Source organism: Methylobacterium planeticum (assembly GCF_008806345.1).
GTDB classification, from domain to species: domain Bacteria; phylum Pseudomonadota; class Alphaproteobacteria; order Rhizobiales; family Beijerinckiaceae; genus Methylobacterium; species Methylobacterium planeticum.
Map to the genome: position 1 here is coordinate 227,812 of NZ_VZZJ01000005.1, position 17,270 is coordinate 245,081.

General features: G+C 72.8%; 19 protein-coding genes. 7 read left to right on the forward strand and 12 right to left on the reverse strand.

The window, feature by feature from the left end; genetic code table 11:
* Nucleotides 1-12: 12 nt before the first annotated feature.
* From soxA to F6X51_RS08480, 8 genes are read right to left on the reverse strand one after another with little or no spacing between them, the layout of a single operon-like run.
* Nucleotides 13-789: a sulfur oxidation c-type cytochrome SoxA gene (gene soxA / locus F6X51_RS08445; RefSeq protein WP_407658490.1), complete on the reverse strand. Its 777-nt coding sequence runs from the start codon at nt 787-789 to the stop codon at nt 13-15.
* Between the two features lie 13 nt (nt 790-802).
* On the reverse strand, nt 803-1,123 hold the full coding sequence (gene soxZ, locus F6X51_RS08450) for a thiosulfate oxidation carrier complex protein SoxZ (RefSeq protein WP_150962784.1): 321 nt from the start codon (nt 1,121-1,123) through the stop codon (nt 803-805).
* A gap of 4 nt (nt 1,124-1,127) precedes the next feature.
* Nucleotides 1,128-1,607 (reverse strand): SoxY-related AACIE arm protein, encoded by a 480-nt coding sequence (locus tag F6X51_RS08455; protein WP_150962785.1) that lies wholly within the window; start codon nt 1,605-1,607, stop codon nt 1,128-1,130.
* 13 nt (nt 1,608-1,620) lie between these two features.
* Nucleotides 1,621-2,136, reverse strand: coding sequence for a sulfur oxidation c-type cytochrome SoxX (soxX, locus tag F6X51_RS08460; RefSeq protein WP_210250290.1), 516 nt, complete (start codon nt 2,134-2,136; stop codon nt 1,621-1,623).
* The gene (locus tag F6X51_RS08465) at nt 2,133-3,416 is read right to left on the reverse strand and encodes an NAD(P)/FAD-dependent oxidoreductase (protein ID WP_150962786.1); all 1,284 of its coding nucleotides are present in this window, start codon (nt 3,414-3,416) and stop codon (nt 2,133-2,135) included. Before F6X51_RS08465 ends, soxX begins: the two co-directional genes overlap by 4 nt.
* Nucleotides 3,413-3,724, reverse strand: a complete 312-nt coding sequence (locus F6X51_RS08470) for a c-type cytochrome (RefSeq protein ID WP_150962787.1) — start codon at nt 3,722-3,724, stop codon at nt 3,413-3,415. The genes F6X51_RS08465 and F6X51_RS08470 overlap by 4 nt, the downstream gene beginning before the upstream one ends.
* A 14-nt stretch (nt 3,725-3,738) precedes the next feature.
* Entirely contained in the window at nt 3,739-5,961 is a 2,223-nt protein-coding gene (locus F6X51_RS08475) for a xanthine dehydrogenase family protein molybdopterin-binding subunit (protein WP_150962788.1), read from the reverse strand.
* A gap of 17 nt (nt 5,962-5,978) precedes the next feature.
* Nucleotides 5,979-6,446 (reverse strand): (2Fe-2S)-binding protein, encoded by a 468-nt coding sequence (locus F6X51_RS08480; protein WP_150962789.1) that lies wholly within the window; start codon nt 6,444-6,446, stop codon nt 5,979-5,981.
* 271 nt (nt 6,447-6,717) lie between these two features.
* Here F6X51_RS08480 and F6X51_RS08485 point away from each other — a divergent pair, with 271 nt between their 5' ends.
* Both F6X51_RS08485 and F6X51_RS08490 read left to right on the forward strand, forming a co-directional pair.
* Entirely contained in the window at nt 6,718-7,854 is a 1,137-nt protein-coding gene (locus F6X51_RS08485; protein ID WP_246696690.1) for a PAS domain-containing protein, read from the forward strand.
* Complete coding sequence (locus tag F6X51_RS08490) at nt 7,851-8,297, forward strand: response regulator (RefSeq protein WP_246696691.1); 447 nt, start codon at nt 7,851-7,853, stop codon at nt 8,295-8,297. The genes F6X51_RS08485 and F6X51_RS08490 overlap by 4 nt, the downstream gene beginning before the upstream one ends.
* A 104-nt stretch (nt 8,298-8,401) precedes the next feature.
* Here the strand turns inward: F6X51_RS08490 and F6X51_RS08495 are convergent, their stop codons facing one another.
* On the reverse strand, nt 8,402-8,722 hold the full coding sequence (locus F6X51_RS08495) for a hypothetical protein (RefSeq protein ID WP_150962790.1): 321 nt from the start codon (nt 8,720-8,722) through the stop codon (nt 8,402-8,404).
* 222 nt (nt 8,723-8,944) lie between these two features.
* On the opposite strand from F6X51_RS08495, the gene F6X51_RS08500 reads away from it, so the two are divergent.
* The 3 genes from F6X51_RS08500 to F6X51_RS08510 all read left to right on the forward strand — a co-directional run bounded on the left by F6X51_RS08500 (nt 8,945) and on the right by F6X51_RS08510 (nt 12,019).
* Nucleotides 8,945-9,160, forward strand: coding sequence for a hypothetical protein (locus F6X51_RS08500; RefSeq protein ID WP_246696692.1), 216 nt, complete (start codon nt 8,945-8,947; stop codon nt 9,158-9,160).
* 142 nt (nt 9,161-9,302) lie between these two features.
* On the forward strand, nt 9,303-10,637 hold the full coding sequence (locus F6X51_RS08505) for a glutamate carboxypeptidase (protein WP_246696693.1): 1,335 nt from the start codon (nt 9,303-9,305) through the stop codon (nt 10,635-10,637).
* A 308-nt stretch (nt 10,638-10,945) separates the two neighbouring features.
* Nucleotides 10,946-12,019 (forward strand): YeiH family protein, encoded by a 1,074-nt coding sequence (locus F6X51_RS08510; protein ID WP_150962792.1) that lies wholly within the window; start codon nt 10,946-10,948, stop codon nt 12,017-12,019.
* Between the two features lie 296 nt (nt 12,020-12,315).
* On the opposite strand, the gene atzF is transcribed toward F6X51_RS08510, so the two are convergent.
* Nucleotides 12,316-14,118 carry an allophanate hydrolase gene (gene atzF, locus F6X51_RS08515; RefSeq protein ID WP_150962793.1) on the reverse strand — a complete coding sequence of 601 codons (1,803 nt, stop codon included), beginning with the start codon at nt 14,116-14,118 and terminating at the stop codon, nt 12,316-12,318.
* A gap of 374 nt (nt 14,119-14,492) precedes the next feature.
* Here atzF and F6X51_RS08520 point away from each other — a divergent pair, with 374 nt between their 5' ends.
* Nucleotides 14,493-15,131: a L,D-transpeptidase gene (locus F6X51_RS08520; RefSeq protein WP_150962794.1), complete on the forward strand. Its 639-nt coding sequence runs from the start codon at nt 14,493-14,495 to the stop codon at nt 15,129-15,131.
* Here F6X51_RS08520 and F6X51_RS08525 read toward each other — a convergent pair.
* Entirely contained in the window at nt 15,110-15,436 is a 327-nt protein-coding gene (locus F6X51_RS08525; protein ID WP_191970042.1) for a hypothetical protein, read from the reverse strand. The genes F6X51_RS08520 and F6X51_RS08525 overlap by 22 nt on opposite strands.
* A gap of 395 nt (nt 15,437-15,831) precedes the next feature.
* On the opposite strand from F6X51_RS08525, the gene F6X51_RS08530 reads away from it, so the two are divergent.
* The gene (locus tag F6X51_RS08530; protein ID WP_150962795.1) at nt 15,832-16,401 is read left to right on the forward strand and encodes a ClpP family protease; all 570 of its coding nucleotides are present in this window, start codon (nt 15,832-15,834) and stop codon (nt 16,399-16,401) included.
* Between the two features lie 127 nt (nt 16,402-16,528).
* Here F6X51_RS08530 and F6X51_RS08535 read toward each other — a convergent pair whose 3' ends face one another.
* Complete coding sequence (locus F6X51_RS08535) at nt 16,529-17,098, reverse strand: response regulator (RefSeq protein ID WP_150962796.1); 570 nt, start codon at nt 17,096-17,098, stop codon at nt 16,529-16,531.
* Nucleotides 17,099-17,270: the final 172 nt, after the last annotated feature.

Below are 17,270 nucleotides of genomic sequence, written 5' to 3' on the forward strand. Positions count from 1 at the left end.
GGCTCCGGGCCCTCAAGGGCGCAGGGCGGGCGTTTCCACGGGCAGCGGCGCCGCGCGCTCGGCGAGGTAGAGTTCGAGGGCGATGTAGTCCGGTGCCCCGAACGGGTACGGCTCCGCCCGCATCCCGCTCATGCAGTTGCGCAGCCGCCGCTGCAGGGAGCCCATGCCCTGCCATTCGAGGCGATAGAGCGGATAGCCCGTCGGGTGACCCTGCGGGATGGCGGCCGCCCCGAGGTGGCGGCCCCAATGGTCGTCGTGGCAGATCGCGCAGGACAGGCCGAGCTGCCCCATCCGGGCCTCGAACAGGGCGCGGCCCTCCCGGCGTGCCGGGGCGAGGCGGGGGTCCTCGGGCGGCGCGATCGGCATCCCGCGCGACTGCGTGGCGACGAAGGCCGTGAGGCCGAGGAGATCGGCGCTCTCGTAGGCGAGGGGCTCGACGTGCTGATGCGTGCGCCGGCAGAGATTGATCCGGTCCTGGAGATCGATCGGACGACCGTTTCGGGCATCCCAGGCGGGATAGCGCGCCGCGACGCCCCGCATGCTCGCGCGGGCCTCCCCGTGGCAGCCGCTGCAGGCCGGAGCGCCCCCCGTCGGGGCGCGGGCCCAGAGATCGGCCCCGTCCTGGACCCACAGCATGCCCGGATGGGCGGTGTCGTCGCGCTGCATGGCCTGCAGTTCCGGGCCCATCTCGGCCAGTCCCGAACGCTTGTCCGAGGGGGCGATCCCGCCCGGGAATGCCGGCTCCGCGGCGAGGATCAGCCCCGCGAGGACGAGGACCGCGCTCCGGATCACCCGGGGCGCCTCAGGCCACCGTGACGGTCGCGGTCTCGGTCTGGTCGAAGCCGCCGTCCCCACGCCAGGTGAACTGAAAGGTGCCGCTGCGCGTCGCGGTCGTCGTGAAGGTGAGATAGGGGTTCGCGGACGCCGCCGGGAACAGCTCGGCCCGGAAGATCTCCTCGCCCTCGAAGCGGCACAGGAACTCCGTGATGATGTTGCGCGGCAGGATCCGGCCGTCGGGCCCGGGCCGGAAGCCCGTCTCCATCGGGTGGGAGATCAGGGTCTTGATCTCGATGACGTCGCCGGCCTTTGCGGTCTTGGGCAGGTTGATCAGGGCGCGCGCCACGGTTTCAGCCCTCCAGGCAGGCCGCGAGGGTGACGATCGCGTCCGCGCTCGCCGACCAGTAGGTGCCGTCGCTCATCTCCGCGATGGCGGTGATGCGCTGCGTGTCGGCAAGCCGGATCCGGGTCGCCACATGGGCGCGGCCGGCCCGGGGGCCGAGATGCAGGGTCACGACGTTCGGCTGCGGATTCTTCTCGTTGAAGACCCCGATCCGGCGGACATGGTCGGCCTCCGTCATCGGGCTCTCCACCGACACCGTGAGGGGCACGGTGTTGCCGTTCTCGACCAGCGGCGGCAGGTCGAGGCTGACCCGGCCGCTCCGGATCTCGGCATCGCCCGCGAAGCGCCGGATGGCGGATTCGGTCGTCTCGGTCCGGTTCGCCGGAGCCGCTCCGGCCGGCCGGAGCGTGACCAGAACGGCCGAACCCGCCGCGCCGGCGAGGAGGTGCCGGCGGCTGATCGCGCCCGCCCCGTGATCGCTCTTCATCGCCTCCTCCGCTTCATGGAGCCGGCCGCATCACGGGGGCCGTTCGATCTCCGGGCGCCGGATCGCGCAGGCCGGTCAGGAAGGTCACCACATCCTCGATCTCGCGCGCCGCGAGGATCGGCCGTCCCTGCCAGGCCGCGGCGACCCGCAGCCGGCCCGCGAGACTGTAATAGGACGGCATGATGGTCTGCGGATTCAAGAGGCGGCCGTCGACGATGCGCAGCCGCAGCTGGCCCTCGGACAGGCGCGCCCCGACCCCAGTCAGATCCGGCGCGAGGTTTCCCTGGAAGCGCTCCTCGGGAAACGGTCCCGGATGGCAGAGGAGGCAGAGGCCGCGGGTCCGGTCGAGCACGATGGCGCGCCCGCGGGCCGGATCGCCGGCCTCTTCGGTGAGTGAGGCCGGAATGGCGTCTCCCACGACCGCGACGGGCCGGAGCGGCAGGGCAATCTCCTCGGCCCGCGTCGCGGAAGCCGCCGCCGCCGACGCGAGGGCCAGGAGCCTGAGCGCGGCGGGGCGCCGAACCCTCACCCGAAGACCTCCCGGGTGATCGTCCGATACCAGTCGGCGGCGTAGACGGCCTCCTGCTCCCGGACCGAGGCCGGTGCGTCGACGGGGCTGATCCCGCCAGCCCCCTCGACATCCGCAAGGAGGCCGTTGACCGGATGGAACACCCCGGCGATCGAGATGCCGTAGCCCGGCGCGACGAGGCTGTAGCAGGTGTTGATCAGCTTCGGCTCCTCCGGCGCGCGTCCCGCCAGCAGGTCGATCACCGCCTGTGCGCAGACCTTGGCCTGGGCGTTGGCGGAGAAGGCCGATTTCGGCATCGCCCCGGCGATCGCGGCATCGCCGATCACGTGGATGCCCGGCACCAGCTTCGACTCGAAGGTGACGGGATCGATCGGGCACCAGCCGCTCCGGTCGGCCGCCCCGGCGATCGCCGCGATGCGTCCGGCCCGCTGGGGCGGGATGATGCAGGCGACGTCCGCCTTGTACTCGGAGAAGTCGGTCCGGACCGTCATGGCGGCGGGCTCGACCGCCGTCACCTGGCCACCCGAGGCGAGGGGCACGTATTCGAGCTGATCGGGATAGAGGGCCGCCCAGGCGGACTGGAACAGGCGCTGCTTCGAGAACGTGTCCTTGGCGTCGAGCAGGATGAGCTTGGCCCGCGGCTTCCGGGTCTTGAGGAAGTGGGCGATCAGGCTGGCGCGCTCGTAGGGACCGGGCGGGCAGCGATAGGGGTTGGCCGGCGCGCTGAGAACGACGGTGCCGCCCTCGGGCATCGCTTCGAGCTGGCGGGCGAGGAGCGCCGTCTGCTCGCCCGCCTTCCAGGCATGCGGCATGGCGGCGACCGCCTCCGCGCCGTAGCCCGGCACGGCGTCGAGGCGCAGGTCGATGCCGGGCGACAGGACGAGGCGGTCGTAGGGCAGCGTGGTGCCGTCCGCGAGCGTCACCCGGCGGCCGGACGGGTCGACGCCCGTCGCGTTGGCCTGGACGCGGGTGAGCCCGGTCCGGGTCAGGTTGTCGTAGCCGAAGCGCTGCGCCGAGAGGGGCTGCAGCCCCACGATCACCTCGTTGCTGAAGGGGCAGGAGACGTAGGTGCCGCTCGCCTCCACGAGGGTGACGTCGACGCCGCCCTGCCGCAGGGCCCGCGCGGCGGTGGCGCCCCCGAAGCCGCCGCCGATGACGACGACCCGGGGCGCGGTGCCCGCGAGCGCCGGGCGCGCGAGGCCCGGGCCGGCCAGGGCCAATGCCGCCGAGGCCGCGTTGCCCAGGAGGCTCCGGCGGGTCTGCACGAGGCGCCGGCTCATCGCTCGGGCCCGCCTTGCGCGAAATAGGCCGCGATCGCCTGGCTCTCGGCCTCGGTGAAGCCCTTGGCGATACGGTTCATCACGGTCGCCGGACGCGCCCCCGAGCGGTATTCGGCGAGTGCCGCGGCGATCTCGGGCGCGGGCCGCCCCGAGATCGGTTGCATCGCGGCCCCGGTCGCGTGGCAGCCGGTGCAGGAGGTCGCCCCCGGGGGCGGCCGCCCCTCGGTGGCACCCGTCGGGGCGGGCGCGAGCAGGAGCGCGAGCGCTGACAGCGCGGGGACGGCCCGCACGCGCGCCGCGAGCCTCATGCGCGCCGCAGGCCTCATGCGCGCCGCAGGTCCGTGTTGGCCAGGGGGAGATCGCGCACCCGCTTGCCGGTCGCGGCGAAGACCGCGTTCAGGACCGCGGGCGCCGCGACCGCGATGGTGGGCTCGCCGACCCCGCCCCAGAAGCCGCCGGACGGCATGATGATCGTCTCCACCGCCGGCATCTCGTCGAGGCGCATCACCGGGTAGGTGTCGAAGTTCGTCTGCTCGATGCGGCCGTCCTTCACCGTGCAGGCCCCGTGGAGCGCGGCCGAGAGCCCGTACACGAAGGAGCCGGCGATCTGCGCGTCGATCTGCTGCGGGTTGAGGGCGTATCCGGGATCGGTCGCCGCGACGATGCGGTGGACCTTCAGCTTGCCGTCCGGGCTCACCGAGACCTCGGCGGCGGCGGCCACGTAGCTTCCGAAGCCCATCATCTGGGCGATCCCGCGGGCGACGCCCTCCGGCGGCTTCGTGGACCAGCCGATCTTGTCCGCCACGGCGTCGAGGACGGCGCGGTGCTTCGGGTGGTTCGCCATCAGCTTGCGCCGGAACGCGAGGGGATCCTGGCCCGCCGCATGGGCGAGCTCGTCCATGAAGCACTCGAGATAGATGGCGTTCGGGTTCATGTTCACGCCGCGCCAGAAGCCCGGGATGATGTGCGGGTTGCGCATCGCGTGATCGACGAGGATGTTCGGGATCGCGTAGCCGAGGGTCGCCTCCGGGCCGCTCGGGTTGAGGCCCTGGAAGGTGACGGGATCGCGGCCGTTCACCATCCGCTGCGGCATGATGGCGGCCAGGATCGACTGCCCCGAGATCCGCATGTGCAGCCCGGTGAGGTCGCCGTTCCGGTCGAGTGCCGCGCGCAGCCGGCACTGCGTGATCGGATGGTACCGACCATGCGTCATGTCCTCCTCGCGGGTCCAGATCAGCTTGATCGGCGTGTCCGGCATCTCCTTGGCGATGAGCACCGCCTGGCGCACCCAATCGTGGGTGGCACCGCGACGCCCGAAGCCGCCGCCGAGATGGATCTTGTAGACCTCGCACTTGGCCGCCGAGAGGCCCGCGGCCTCGGCGGTCGCCGCGAGGGCGGCCTCGCCGTTCTGCGTCGGCGTCCAGACCTCGCAGCGCTCCGGCGTCCAGCGCGCCGTCGCGTTCATCGGCTCCATCGTGGCGTGGTTCTGGAACGGCACGCTGTAGACGGCCTCGACCACCCGCTCGGCGCCCTTCAGCGCGGCCTCGACGTCGCCCGCCTTGTTGCCGATATAGGCCTCCGGTGCGTCGAGCCCCTCGCGGAGCACCGCCGCGATGCTCGCGCTCGAGACGCCCGCATTCGGGCCCTCATCCCAGACGATCGGCAGCGCGTCGAGGGCGGTCTTGGCCCGCCAGAACGTGTCGGCGATCACCGCCACCCCCGTCTCGCCGACCTGCACCACCCGCTTGACGCCCGGCATGCCGGAGACGGCCTCGGCTTCGAAGCTCTTCACGGTGCCGCCGGTGACGGGGCAGTCCCGGATCGCGGCGTTCAACATCCCGGGCAGCGACAGGTCCATGCCGTAGATCTGGCTGCCGTCGAGCTTCGGCCGCGTGTCGAGCCGCTTCAGGGGCTGGCCCGCGATGGTCCAGTCCTTCGGGTCCTTGAGGACCACGTCCTTGGGCGGCGGGAGCTTGGCGGCCTCGGCCGCGACGGAACCGTAGGTGGTGGTCCGTCCGGATTCGGCGTGCGTGATCACGCCCTTCTCGGCCCGGCAGGACGAGGCCGGGACGCCCCAGCCCTGCGCGGCGGCCTCGATCAGCATCATCCGGGCGGCGGCGCCGCCTTTCCGGACGAGCTCGTGCGACTCGCGGATGCCGCGGCTGCCGCCGGTGGAGAAGTCGCCCCAGACCCGGGCCCGGGCGAGGTTCTGGCCCGGGGTGGGATATTCGGTGGTGACCCGGGCCCAGTCGCAGCCGAGCTCCTCGGCCGCGAGCTGGGCGAGGCCGGTCAGGGTGCCCTGGCCCATCTCGGAGCGGGCGATGCGGATCACCACGGTCTCGTCGGGGCGAACGACCACCCAGGCATTGACCTCCGGCGCCGCTCCCGCGGGAGCCGCAATGGCCTCGCCGGTGCCGGGAAGGTGGAAGCCGAGGCTGAACCCGCCGGCGGCAGCCGCCGCTCCGGCGAGGAAGCCGCGGCGCGAGGGCCGCACGGGGGAGGGGGCTGGCGCGGGTGCGGACCCCGGACGCGTGTCGATGCTCATCGATCTCTCCCGGACGCTCAACCGCGGCTGCCCTGACCGCTCTCGGCGGCGCGCTGGATCCCTGCGAGCACCCGGTTGTAGGTGCCGCAGCGGCAGATGTTCGTGATCTCGGCGCGGATCTCGCTCTCGCTCGGATGCGGGTTCTGGGCGAGGAGGGCGGCGGAGGCCATGATCATGCCGGACTGGCAGAAGCCGCATTGCGGCACGTCGAGGGCGGCCCAGGCCTTCTGGACCGGGTGATCCGCGCCCGCCGACAATCCCTCGATGGTGACGATCTTCTGCTCGGCGGCGACGGCCGAGACCGGCACGGAGCAGGACCGCACGGCCGTGCCGTCGAGATGCACCGTGCAGGCGCCGCACTGGGCGATGCCGCAGCCGTACTTGGTGCCGGTGAGGCCGATCTGCTCGCGGAGCACCCAGAGGAGGGGCGTGTCGGGCTCGGCCTCGACTTCGCGCAGGGTGCCGTTCACGTTCAGACGAACCATCGCTGTACCTCCCCCACTCCGTCGGTGCCCGGGGCTCCCGTCCGTGGCGGGCGCGGGATCGGCCGAGGCCTCCAGTCTTGCACAGGGGAGGCGCGATGGTCGACTGAGTACCAACGGGCTGCGTCATCCGGCCCCGCGGCGGAGGGCGGCCCCGCTCACCTTCCCGTGGGCCATGGAACCAAGGCCCGGCCAGGGGGCTTCCGAACCGGGCCAATGAACCGGAGCGAGCGTCCCGCCCACGCAGCGCATTCCCAGGAAAGACACCCACAGCGTGGAGAATCAGGACGCCTGGCGGATCACCGACCGGTTGCAGGCCGAGCACGGCAAGGGCGATCCCTTCGCGGCGGCCGTGCGGGCGACGCGGATGCCGATGATCATCACGGATCCGCGCCTGCCGGACAACCCGATCACCTTCGCCAACGACGCGTTCCTGCACATGAGCGGCTACGCCCGCGAGGAGGTGACGGGGCACAACTGCAGGTTCCTGCAGGGTCCCGACACCGCCCCCGAGGACGTGGCCCGGATCCGCGAGGCGATCGAGAGCCGGCACGACGTCAGCATCGACCTGCTGAACTACCGCAAGGACGGGAGCACGTTCTGGAACGCGCTCTACATCAGCCCCGTCGTCAACGAGGAGGGCGAGCTGCAGTTCTTCTTCGCCTCGCAGATGGACGTGACCGAGCGCAAGCTCACCGAGATGCGGGTCCTCGAGGACAAGGACCGGTTCGAGCGGGCCGTGGAGGCGCGGACCCGGGAGCTGAAGGAAGCCAACCGTCAGTTGAAGTCTGCCCTCGAGACCAAGACCACGCTGCTGCACGAGGTCGACCACCGCGTGAAGAACAACATGCAGATCATCGCCTCGCTGATCAGCATGCAGATGCGCGGAACGACGGATGAAATCATGAAAGCATCCATGCAGACGACGCTCGGCCGCGTCGAGGCGATGAGCACCGTCCATCGCCGCTTCTACCAGTCGGGGGACGTCGCCCGCTTCGACATCTCGGCGTTCGTGCGCGACCTCGTCTCCGACCTGATCGCCGCGTCGGGGCGCGGCGACATCGCGGTCCGGCTCGACCTGACGCCGATCGCGGTGCCGGCCGAGAAGGCGGCGCCCCTCGCCCTGATGGTGAACGAGGTGATCACCAACGCCCTCAAGCACGGCTTCGCGGGGGGCCGCGGCGGCACCCTGCGGGTGGTCAGCGCCCGCGACGGGGCGCTCTGCCGCATCACCGTCGCGGATGACGGCCACGGCATGCCGGCCGCCCGCAAGGGCCCGGCCACCTACGGGAAGCGGCTGGTCGAGCGGCTCGGGCGCCAGCTCCAGGCGGAGATCGGCTGGCACGGGGCGGCCCCGGGCACCCGCGTCGAGATCAGCCTGCCGATCGAGCAGCGGGGACGCGGCGCATGATCGCCTCCACGCCGATGAACATCCTGATCGTCGAGGACGAGGCGGTCCTCGCCATGGCGCTGGAACACGCGATCGAGGATGCCGGGCACGCGGTGGCGGGCTGGGCCACCTGCCTGAGCGAGGCCAACGCCCTGATCGAGACCGGCACCGCGGATCTCGCCCTCGTCGACATCCATCTCGCGGACGGCGTCACGGGGGTCGAGGTCGCCGACAGGCTCGGCCGCGAGACCGGGGCCGCGGTGGTGTTCATGACGGCGAACGCCAAGCTGATCCCGGAGGATTTCGTGGGCGCCCTCGGGGTGATCGCCAAGCCCTACACCTCCGGCGGCCTCCAGGCGGTGCTCAAGTACCTCGAGCAGGGGATCACCGCGCCGCCGCCGTCCCTGACCCCGCCCTCGGGCCTGACCCTGGCGCCGGACTACCACGACCGCTGGTCGCGCTGAGCCGGCGCGGAGACCCGGGCAGGCGCGGAGGCTTAGGCCGGCGCGGAGGATTAGGCAGGCGCGGAGACCCGGGCCGGCGCGGAGACCCGGGCCGGCGGCCCGCCTCAGCGCTTGCGGGCGGGCTTCGGGGCGGGCAGCTGCGCGAACACCTCCTCGCACATGCTGCCGAGGCTGCTGCGCATCACCCCGCGGGCGAAGGTGCGCCGCCCGCCATCGATCAGCGCGACGGCCTTCTCCCGCGGGGTTTCCTTGGCGCAGGCCTTCATCACCGTCATGAACGGGTATTCGATCTCGCGTCCGCAGGATTGCTTCGCCTGAAGGAAGACCCCGTAGTTCTGGAAATTCTTGGGACAGTCCTCCTCGGCATGGATCGTCGAAGAGACGAGCATCGTGCCAATGAGAACTGTCGCGGTACGAAGCGGCATCGTCGATCCTGCCTGCGGACACTACACGGGAGCTTGGCGTCGGGGCGGCGTCTTGTCGCGAGAGCACGCCCGCCCGATCGCCACTGACCGCACGAACGGTTTCGGGGCTTCATGCGTTCCTGCGCCATCACGAGGCGGGTCCGCGCCGGCACGGTGCGGCTCCGCACCGTGATGGTGCGGCGCGAGAGCAGGCGGGAGGGTGTCATGTTCACCTGGAGGTCCATGGGTCGGGCTCCACAGGATGGCCGCTGGATCATCGCCATCAGCCGCCACGAGCCGGACCGGCGCGCCGTGATCCGCTGGGACCCGAAGCGCTTCGGCGACGCCCGCCCCTGGCACGTCTCCTCCTGCGATCACAGCTACCCGACGGACGCGTTCACGGACTGGATGCCCTTCCCCGATTGCCCCTCGGGCGAGGACGGGAAACCCGAGGCGTAGGGGAAGCGGGTTGGCGTCGGCCCGCGCCTGTCTCGCGCTCGGGCTCGCCCCGGCGGCCCGGCACCCTACCTCGCCCCTGACGCCTCGGGCCGGACGTGGATCCCCCCCGAGACGCAGGACCTGACCCAGGATGAGCCGCCAGATGACCCGCAGCATGACCCGACGCCTCGCCCTCGCCGCCGCGCGGGCGCTCGCCCCCCTGGCGCTCGTCCGCCTGGCGCTCGTCCGAGTGGCGCTCGTCCGAGTGGTTCTCGTCCCCGTGGCGCTCGTCTCCCCGGTCGTCGCGGCGGAGCCGGATGCCCGGGTGCTCGCCGCCGTGAAGGCGCAGGAGGCGCCCCTGCGCGAGACGCTGGCCGGGCTCGTCGACGTCGATACCGGCACGGGCTTCGTGCCGGGGCTCTCCCGGGTCGAGGCCACCCTGCGGGCGCGGCTCGAGGCGCTCGGGGCCGAGGTCGAGATCCGCCCGGCGCCGACCTTCGGCGGCAACACCCTGATCGGCACCCTCAAGGGCACGGGCGCGCGCAAGCTGATGCTGCTCGTCCATTACGACACGGTCTTCGGCGAGGGGGATGCCGCCAAGCGCCCCTACACGGAGCGGGACGGGCGCGCCTACGGCCCCGGCGTCGCCGACGCCAAGGGCGGCATCGCCCTCATCCTGCACACTCTGGCGGCCCTGAAGACCCTCGACTTCGCGCGCTTCGGCACCATCACGGTGGTGTTCAACCCGGACGAGGAGCGGGGCTCCCGGGGCTCGCACGACACGATCCACGCGGTCGCGGCGGAGCAGGATGCGGTCCTGTCCTTCGAGCCGAGCTTCGCCGACGAGGCGGTCGACGCGGCCACGATCGCCACCAAGGGCATCAACTACGCGAGCCTCACCGTGACGGGCCGCTCCGCCCATGCGGGCGGCGCGCCGGAGGCGGGGCGCAACGCCGTCACCGAGCTCGCCCACCAGATCCTGCAGCTGCAGGATCTCGGCGACCCGCGGAAGGGCACCAGCCTGCACTGGACCGTGGTGGCGGGCGGGACCAAGCCGAACATCATCCCGGACCAGGCCAGGGCCGAGGGCGACATGCGCTATTTCGACGAGGCCGAGTACGACCGGGTCCTGGCGCAGGGCCGCCGCATCGCCGAGGCCCACCGGGTCCCCGACACGCAGGTGACGTTCGGGCTCAACAAGGGCCGGCCGCCCCTGCCGGCGAACCCGGAGACCCGCGCCCTCGGCGCGCGGGCGCAGGCGATCTACCGCGAGATCGGCGGCGACCTGAAGCTCGTCGAGATCGGCGGCGGCACCGACGCGGCCTACGCCTTCCAGCCGGCCTCGCCGGGCAAGCCCGCGGTGCTCGAATCCCTCGGGGTCGTGGGCGGGCGCTACCACAGCGCCGACGAGTTCGCGGTGCTCGACAGCCTGACGCCGCGCCTCTATCTCGCGACCCGCCTCGTGATGCAGCTCTCCGAGGAGGCGCCCGCCCGCTGAGCCGGGCCGGGCTCGAGCGGGCTCCCCGCCCGGCGGAACGCCGCGGCGGCCGGGGCCGTCCCGCGCACGGGGCCCGGCGCGGCGCGCGCCGCGCCCCGATCATTCGCGCCGGGGGCTTGCGCGGACGATGGATTCGGTCTTCGAAGGACCCTGTGCGGGAGATCGGTCTTCTCTGAGGGACCGCCGGCACGGAAGTTTCTTCCCGAGCGCCCGGAGCCGGCCTCGTGACCGCGACGAATCCAGGATGGGGAAACATCCCATGCGTGCGATGATTCCAGATGCGATGATTCCATGCGCGGGATGATCTCATGAGCGCGGAGACGTCGAGCCCGTCGGCGCGGGCCGTCCCGGGGCCGCGCGCCACGACCCTGGGGCTGGTGCCGGGCCTGATCCTGTGCCTCGCCCTCACGGGCCTCGCCATGGGGGCGCAGGCCTTCGAGGAGCACCAGTTCGGCCACCCCTATATCGAGGCCCTCGTCATCGCGATCCTGCTCGGCATCGCGGTGCGCACCGCCTGGGCTCCGAGCGAGCCGTTCCGGCCCGGCATCGCCTTCAGCGCCAAGCAGGTCCTCGAAGTGGCCGTCACCCTGCTCGGGGCCTCCCTGAGCCTGGCGACGATCCTGGCCTCCGGCCCGGCGCTCCTGACCGGCATCGTCGGCACGGTGGTGCTCACCATCGGGGCGAGCTGCCTGATCTGCCGCGCCCTCGGGCTGCCCGTCCGGATGGCGATCCTGGTGGCCTGCGGCAACGCCATCTGCGGCAACTCGGCGATCGCCGCGGTCGCGCCGGTGATCGGGGCCGAGAGCAAGGACGTGGCCGCCGCCATCGCCTTCACGGCGGTCCTCGGCGTGCTGATGGTGCTCGGCCTGCCGCTCTTCATCCCCCTCGCGGGCCTGTCGGCGAACCAGTACGGGGTGCTGGCCGGGCTCACCGTCTACGCGGTGCCGCAGGTCCTCGCAGCGACCGTGCCGGCCGGTCTCGCGAGCACCCAGGTCGGCACCCTGGTCAAGCTCGTGCGGGTGCTGATGCTCGGCCCCGTCGTGGTCGTCCTCTCCCTCCTGGCGCCGCGCCTGCGCCGGGCGGGGGAGGGTGCGCGCGGGGCGAGCCGGCTCGGCTTCACCAAGCTCGTGCCCTGGTTCATCCTCGGCTTCCTGCTGCTCGCGAGCCTGCGCTCCCTCGGGCTGATCCCGGACGCGGCGCTGGGCCCGCTGACCCGGGTGGCGGGCTTCCTCACCGTCGCGTCGATGGCGGCGCTCGGGCTCGGCGTCGACGTCCGGGTGCTCGCCCGCGTCGGCGGCCGGGTGACCGCCGCCGTCACTCTCTCGCTCCTGGTCCTCATCGCCATCAGCCTGGCGTTGATCTGGAGCCTCGGCATCGCCTGAGGGAGCGCCCCAGGGGCCCCCCCCTGGCCTTCCAGGCGCGGGAGACGGCGGTGCGCCCCACCTCTCCCGTCCGGGAGAGGTCGAGTGCGCGGCACGCGCACCGGGTGAGGGGTGCGACCTCTCCGGACAGCGCGCACCCCTCACCCCAACCCTCTCCCGGACGGGAGAGGGGCCCGTCGCGCCACCCGCGCCTTCGAACGGCATGGCGCGACCAGCGGCCCGTCCCATCTCTCCCGGACGGGAGAGGGGGCCCGTCGCGCCGCCCGCTCCGGCCGATCGCTTGGGCGGAGCCCGGATCAGCCCTTCGCCAGGGCCGCGCTGTAGGCGCGCCAGCCGCCGTAGCCCGTGACCTCCTGCGCGTCCGCCACCGCGTGGCCCTCGCAGAGGAAGCCCGAGACGCGGCTGCCGTCCGCGAGGGTGATCTTGCCGATCCCGAGGGGCGCCGGGATCTCGGCCACGAAGCGCCCGAAAGCCTCCGGATCGAGGGCCCAGATCTCGACCGCGAGGCCGGGCCCGCCGAAGCCCGGCGCGCGCACGAGGCCGGGCTTCGGCGGCGCGGTGCCGGGCAGGGCGTAGAGGCGGTAATCGGGGGCGGTGCGGCTCTCCCGCACCAGGGTGGCGCCGAGGCGCCTCAGCTCCGGGTTGAGGGGCAGGCCCGAGAGGTGGGCCCCGACCACGACGAGGTGGATGGCGCCGCCGCCCGGGCGCCCCGGCGGCTTGCCGGGGATCGGCGCCGCGGTGTCGACGCCCATTCCGGTCCCGGCGCCCCGGTGGAGCGCGTCGGCGAGGGGCGCGAGGGCGTCGTCGCTGAAGCCCGGCCCGATCAGGGTGACGCCGGCCGGCAGCCCGTCCGCCCGCAGGCCCGCCGGCACCGCGATGGCGGCGAGGCCGAGCAGGTTGGTGAAGTTCGTGTAATGCCCGAGATGGGCGTTGAGGCGGATCGGGTCCGCCCGCATCTCGGCCACCGTGTAGGTGGTCGGGGCGGTGGGCAGCAGCAGCAGGTCGACCGCCTCCCAGGTCGCCCGGGTGCGCCGCCGCAGGGCCTCCAGCGCGTAGGCCCCCCGGAAGGCGTCGGCGGCGCTGTAGCGCCGGGCGGAGCCGATGATGGCCCGCACGCTCGCCTCGACCTCCGCCTCGTGCTCGCCGAAGAACCCCTCGATCGCGGCGAGGCGCTCGGCCACCCAGGGGCCGTCGTAGAGGAGCGCCGCGATCTCCCGGAAGGGCGCGTAGTCGAAGGGCACCGGGGCGGCGCCGAGGGCGCGCAGGCGCGCCACCGCGGCGTCGTAGAGGCGGGCCGTCTCGGTGTCGCCGAAGAACGCCCGGTCCGCCTCGGCCAGGATGCCGACCCGGGGCGAGGCGGGCAGGGAGACGGGCCGGATCGGCCGCGAATAGGGATCCTCCGGATCGGGCCCCTCCGCGATCCGCCGCACCGCGAGGCCGTCCGCGACGGTGGCGGAGAAGACCGTGATGCAGTCGAGGCTGCGGCAGGCGGGCACGAGGCCGGTGGTGCCGAGGCGCCCCGGCGTCGGCTTGATGCCCACGACGTTGTTGAAGGCCGCCGGCACCCGGCCCGAGCCCGCCGTGTCGGTGCCGAGGGCGAAGCTCGCGAGCCCCGCCGCCACCGCCACCGCCGAGCCCGAGCTCGACCCCCCCGAGACGTGGTCGGGGCTGAACACGCTGCGGGGCGCCCCGTAGGGCGAGCGCGTGCCGTTCAGCCCGGTGGCGAACTGGTCGAGATTGGCCTTGCCGGTCACGAGCGCCCCCGCGTCCCGGAGGCGGGCGACCACGTGGGCGTCGGCCGCCGCCTCGTACGCGAAGGCCGGGCAGGCGGCGGTGGTCGGGAGGCCCGCCACGTCGATGTTGTCCTTCACCGCGAAGGGCACGCCCCAGAGCGGCAGGGAATTCGGCTCCGGATGGGCGGCCATCAGCGCGGCCGCCGCCCCCCGCAGGGCCTCGCGCCCGACCGGGGTGATGTAGACGGCCTTGTCCGGATGGGCCGCCATCCGGTCGGCGAGGGCCTCGGCGAGGGCGAGGGGCGTGAGGCGGCCGCGGCCGTAGAGGTCGCGCAGGCTCGCGAGGTCGAGGATCCTGGGCAGCATTCTCAATCCTCTCGACAGGCGGGCGGCCTCCGCGGGAGCCGGCGCAGCCCGGCCGGGGCGTCCCCGTCCCGGCGGCCCCCGGGCCGGTCGCGGGGCACGGGCCGGTCGCGGGGCAGGAGTCCGTCGCGGGGCATGGGCCGGTCGCGGGGCATGGGCCGGTCGCGGGGCACGGGCCCGGCGATGCCGGCGTGACGCTACGAAGGCCGTCGGGGCGGTTCAAGACGTCCCGAGCCTCGGTATGTCCAAAATGCGTGAGGAGCCGGCGCGTTTTTACGGCAGCCTGCGTAATTTTTCGCGCCCGATCCCGGCCGGAACTTCCCGGCCTCCACGGCGTAGCCCGGACAGCGTCACCGTCGCTGTCTCGAAGGCTGTCCATGCGCAACGCTCGCTCCGCGCTCCTGTCGGCCGGGATCCTGTCCCTCGGGCTCCTCGCCGCGCTTCCGCCGGCCTCGGCGGAGGTCAGCATCCGGATCGACAAGGACGACCAGCGCATGTCCGTCGCGGTCGATGGCCGGCCGCGCTATTCCTGGCCGGTCTCCACGGGCGTCGACGCCTACGACACCCCGGACGGCCGCTACCGGCCGTTCCGGATGGAGCGGACCCACTTCTCCCGGGAATGGGACGACGCGCCGATGCCCCACGCGATCTTCTTCACCGCGCAGGGCCACGCGATCCACGCCACCAACCACACCCGCCAGCTCGGCCGCCCGGCCTCGCATGGCTGCGTGCGCCTCTCCCCGCGGAACGCCGCGACGCTGTTCAGCCTCGTGAAGGCCCAGGGCCTCGGCAACACCCGCGTGAGCATCGAGGGCAGCGAGCCGCGCGTCGCCGGCCGGTCGGGGGGCGCCCGCACGGCGAGCCGCCGGGCGCGCGCCTACGAGACCGGGGGCGTCATGTCGGCCGGGATGCAGATGGGCGTCGAGGCGATCGACGGCGACGCCCCGGCGCCGCGCCGGGTGTACCGCCCGCGCGGGCCGGCCCCCTACGGCGCCTATGACGGCGACCTCGACTGAGACGGGCCGCGCGTCCGGCGCGCGGATCCGGCGCGGCAGGGCGGCGGCGGCGGTGGAGGCGGCGCGGCGCGGGCCTGCGGCAGGGCGCCCATCAGCCAGGACGGGCTCAGGATCATGCCGCTCGCGGTGATGATCCAGGGCGAGGCGGTCCCCGCGCGCAGGACCGCGGAGGCCGTCCCCAGGGCCTCGCGCAGGCTCGCGACCTCGGTCGGCTCGACCGATTTCGGACCGTCGAGCCCCTCCGGCCAGAGCGTCAGCTGGGCAGGTTCGGCCAGATCGCCATCCCGTATTCCGGGCAGAAGCATGGATCTGCCTCGTGGTTGATCATTCGGCGCGCGTCTCAGGGTTGAGCATGAGACGTGCCAGACAGGTTCAACTCACGGAATCGTCGATGAAGCGGACCGTCTACGCACGAAGATTGCGCGCGGGCGGCTCTGGATTGCCGAGCCCGGCCGGGAGACGCTGCGCAGATCTGAAAAAGGCGCCGTCGGGCGCCGGCGGGCCGACGCGCCGCTCGCCCGATCCCCGGCCCGATCCCCGGCCTGATCCCTCGGCGCGGGCCCGTCTGCGCGGTCCCAGGGCGGAGCCTCGCCACCGCGCCGGCGTTGAGCTGCGCGGGGCGGGGCCGTCACGGATCCTGCCGCCACGGATTCTGCCGGCACGGATCCTGCTGTTGCCCGCCGCCGATCAGGAGGCTCCCATGGACACCACAGCGCTCGCGTCGCCCGCCTTCAAGGCCCCGGCGATCCTCCTGTCGGGGACCGTCGACTACGACATGTACAAGGACTTCCGGCGCCAGCTCGACCAGGCCTCGCAGCAGGACCTCGTGGTGGTCGAGCTGACCACCCTCGGGGGCGATCCCGAGGTCGCCCGGATGATGGGCGAGGACATCCGCTTCAACAGCGAGGTGGTGCCGGACCGGCGCTTCGTCTTCCTCGGCAAGGCCGCGATCTACTCCGCCGGCACCACCTTCATGAGCTTCTTCGCGCGCCCGAACCGCTACCTCACGCGGGGCACCCGCCTGATGATCCACGAGCGCAAGCTGTCGAAGGAACTGAAGATCTACGGTCCGCTGACGAGCTGCGTCGCCACCGTCAAGGCGACGCTGCACGAGATCGAGTGCTCGATCGCGATCCAGAACGAGGGCTTCGAGAACCTCGTCCGGGGATCGAAGGTGAGCCTCGACGAGGTCCTCGAGCGCGCGCCCGCGAACTGGTACCTCGAGGCCGAGGAGGCGCGGGAGCTCGGCCTGATCGAGGCCGTGATCTGAGGCGCCGGCACGGACGCTGCATTCCCGCGGCTGTCGCGCCGTGTGGGCCCGCACGGACATGGGGCCCGCCGCGCACCGCGGCTCTTGCCGCGCCCGAGGCTCTTGCCTCGCCCGAGGCCTCGGCGGCTCAGGCCGGAAAGACGACGCCGAGCTGCTGCATCGCGCTGAGCAGGGCGGAGGGCCGGTAGGGCTTCATCATCAGCATACTGCCCTCCACCCGCCGCGGCGCCTCGACGCTGTAGCCGGTCACGTAGATCACCGGCAGGTTCGGGAAGCGGCTGCGCGCCCGCTCGGCCACGTCCCAGCCCGTATAGGCGCTCGGCAGGCGGATGTCGGTGAGGAGCAGGTCGACCGTCGCGGGCGAGCGCAGGAGAAGGTCGGCGACCTCGTAGCTGCCGGCCTGCAGCACGTGGAAGCCCGCATCCTCCAATTCGTCGGTGACGACCTTGAGGAGCGGCACCTCGTCCTCCACCAGGAGAACGGTCGGGCACGGGTCGGCGGCCCGTTGCCGGAACAGGCGGGCGGCGTCGTCCTGGAGGCGCAGGGCCTCGGCGCGAAGGGTCTCGGCCTGGTCCCGCAGGGCCTCGGCCACCACGGCGCTGCCCTGCCTATCGAAATAGGCGGCCGCGGCATTCAATTCGAACGCGATCGTCTCGTCGATCAAGGCGGCAGCCCTGAGGTCGTCTGCACATCGCATCACGCTCGCTCGCCCTATTCTCACGCAGGGTTTCGCCAATCGACATCAATCGCGACGGTCTTTCAAGACGACGGAATGAAAAATAGCCGTGCCGCGCGCGGGCCGGTCGTGCGTCGCGCGGTCACCGCGATCGCCGCGATCGAGGGCTCGGACAGGCCCGGAACGAATCGGC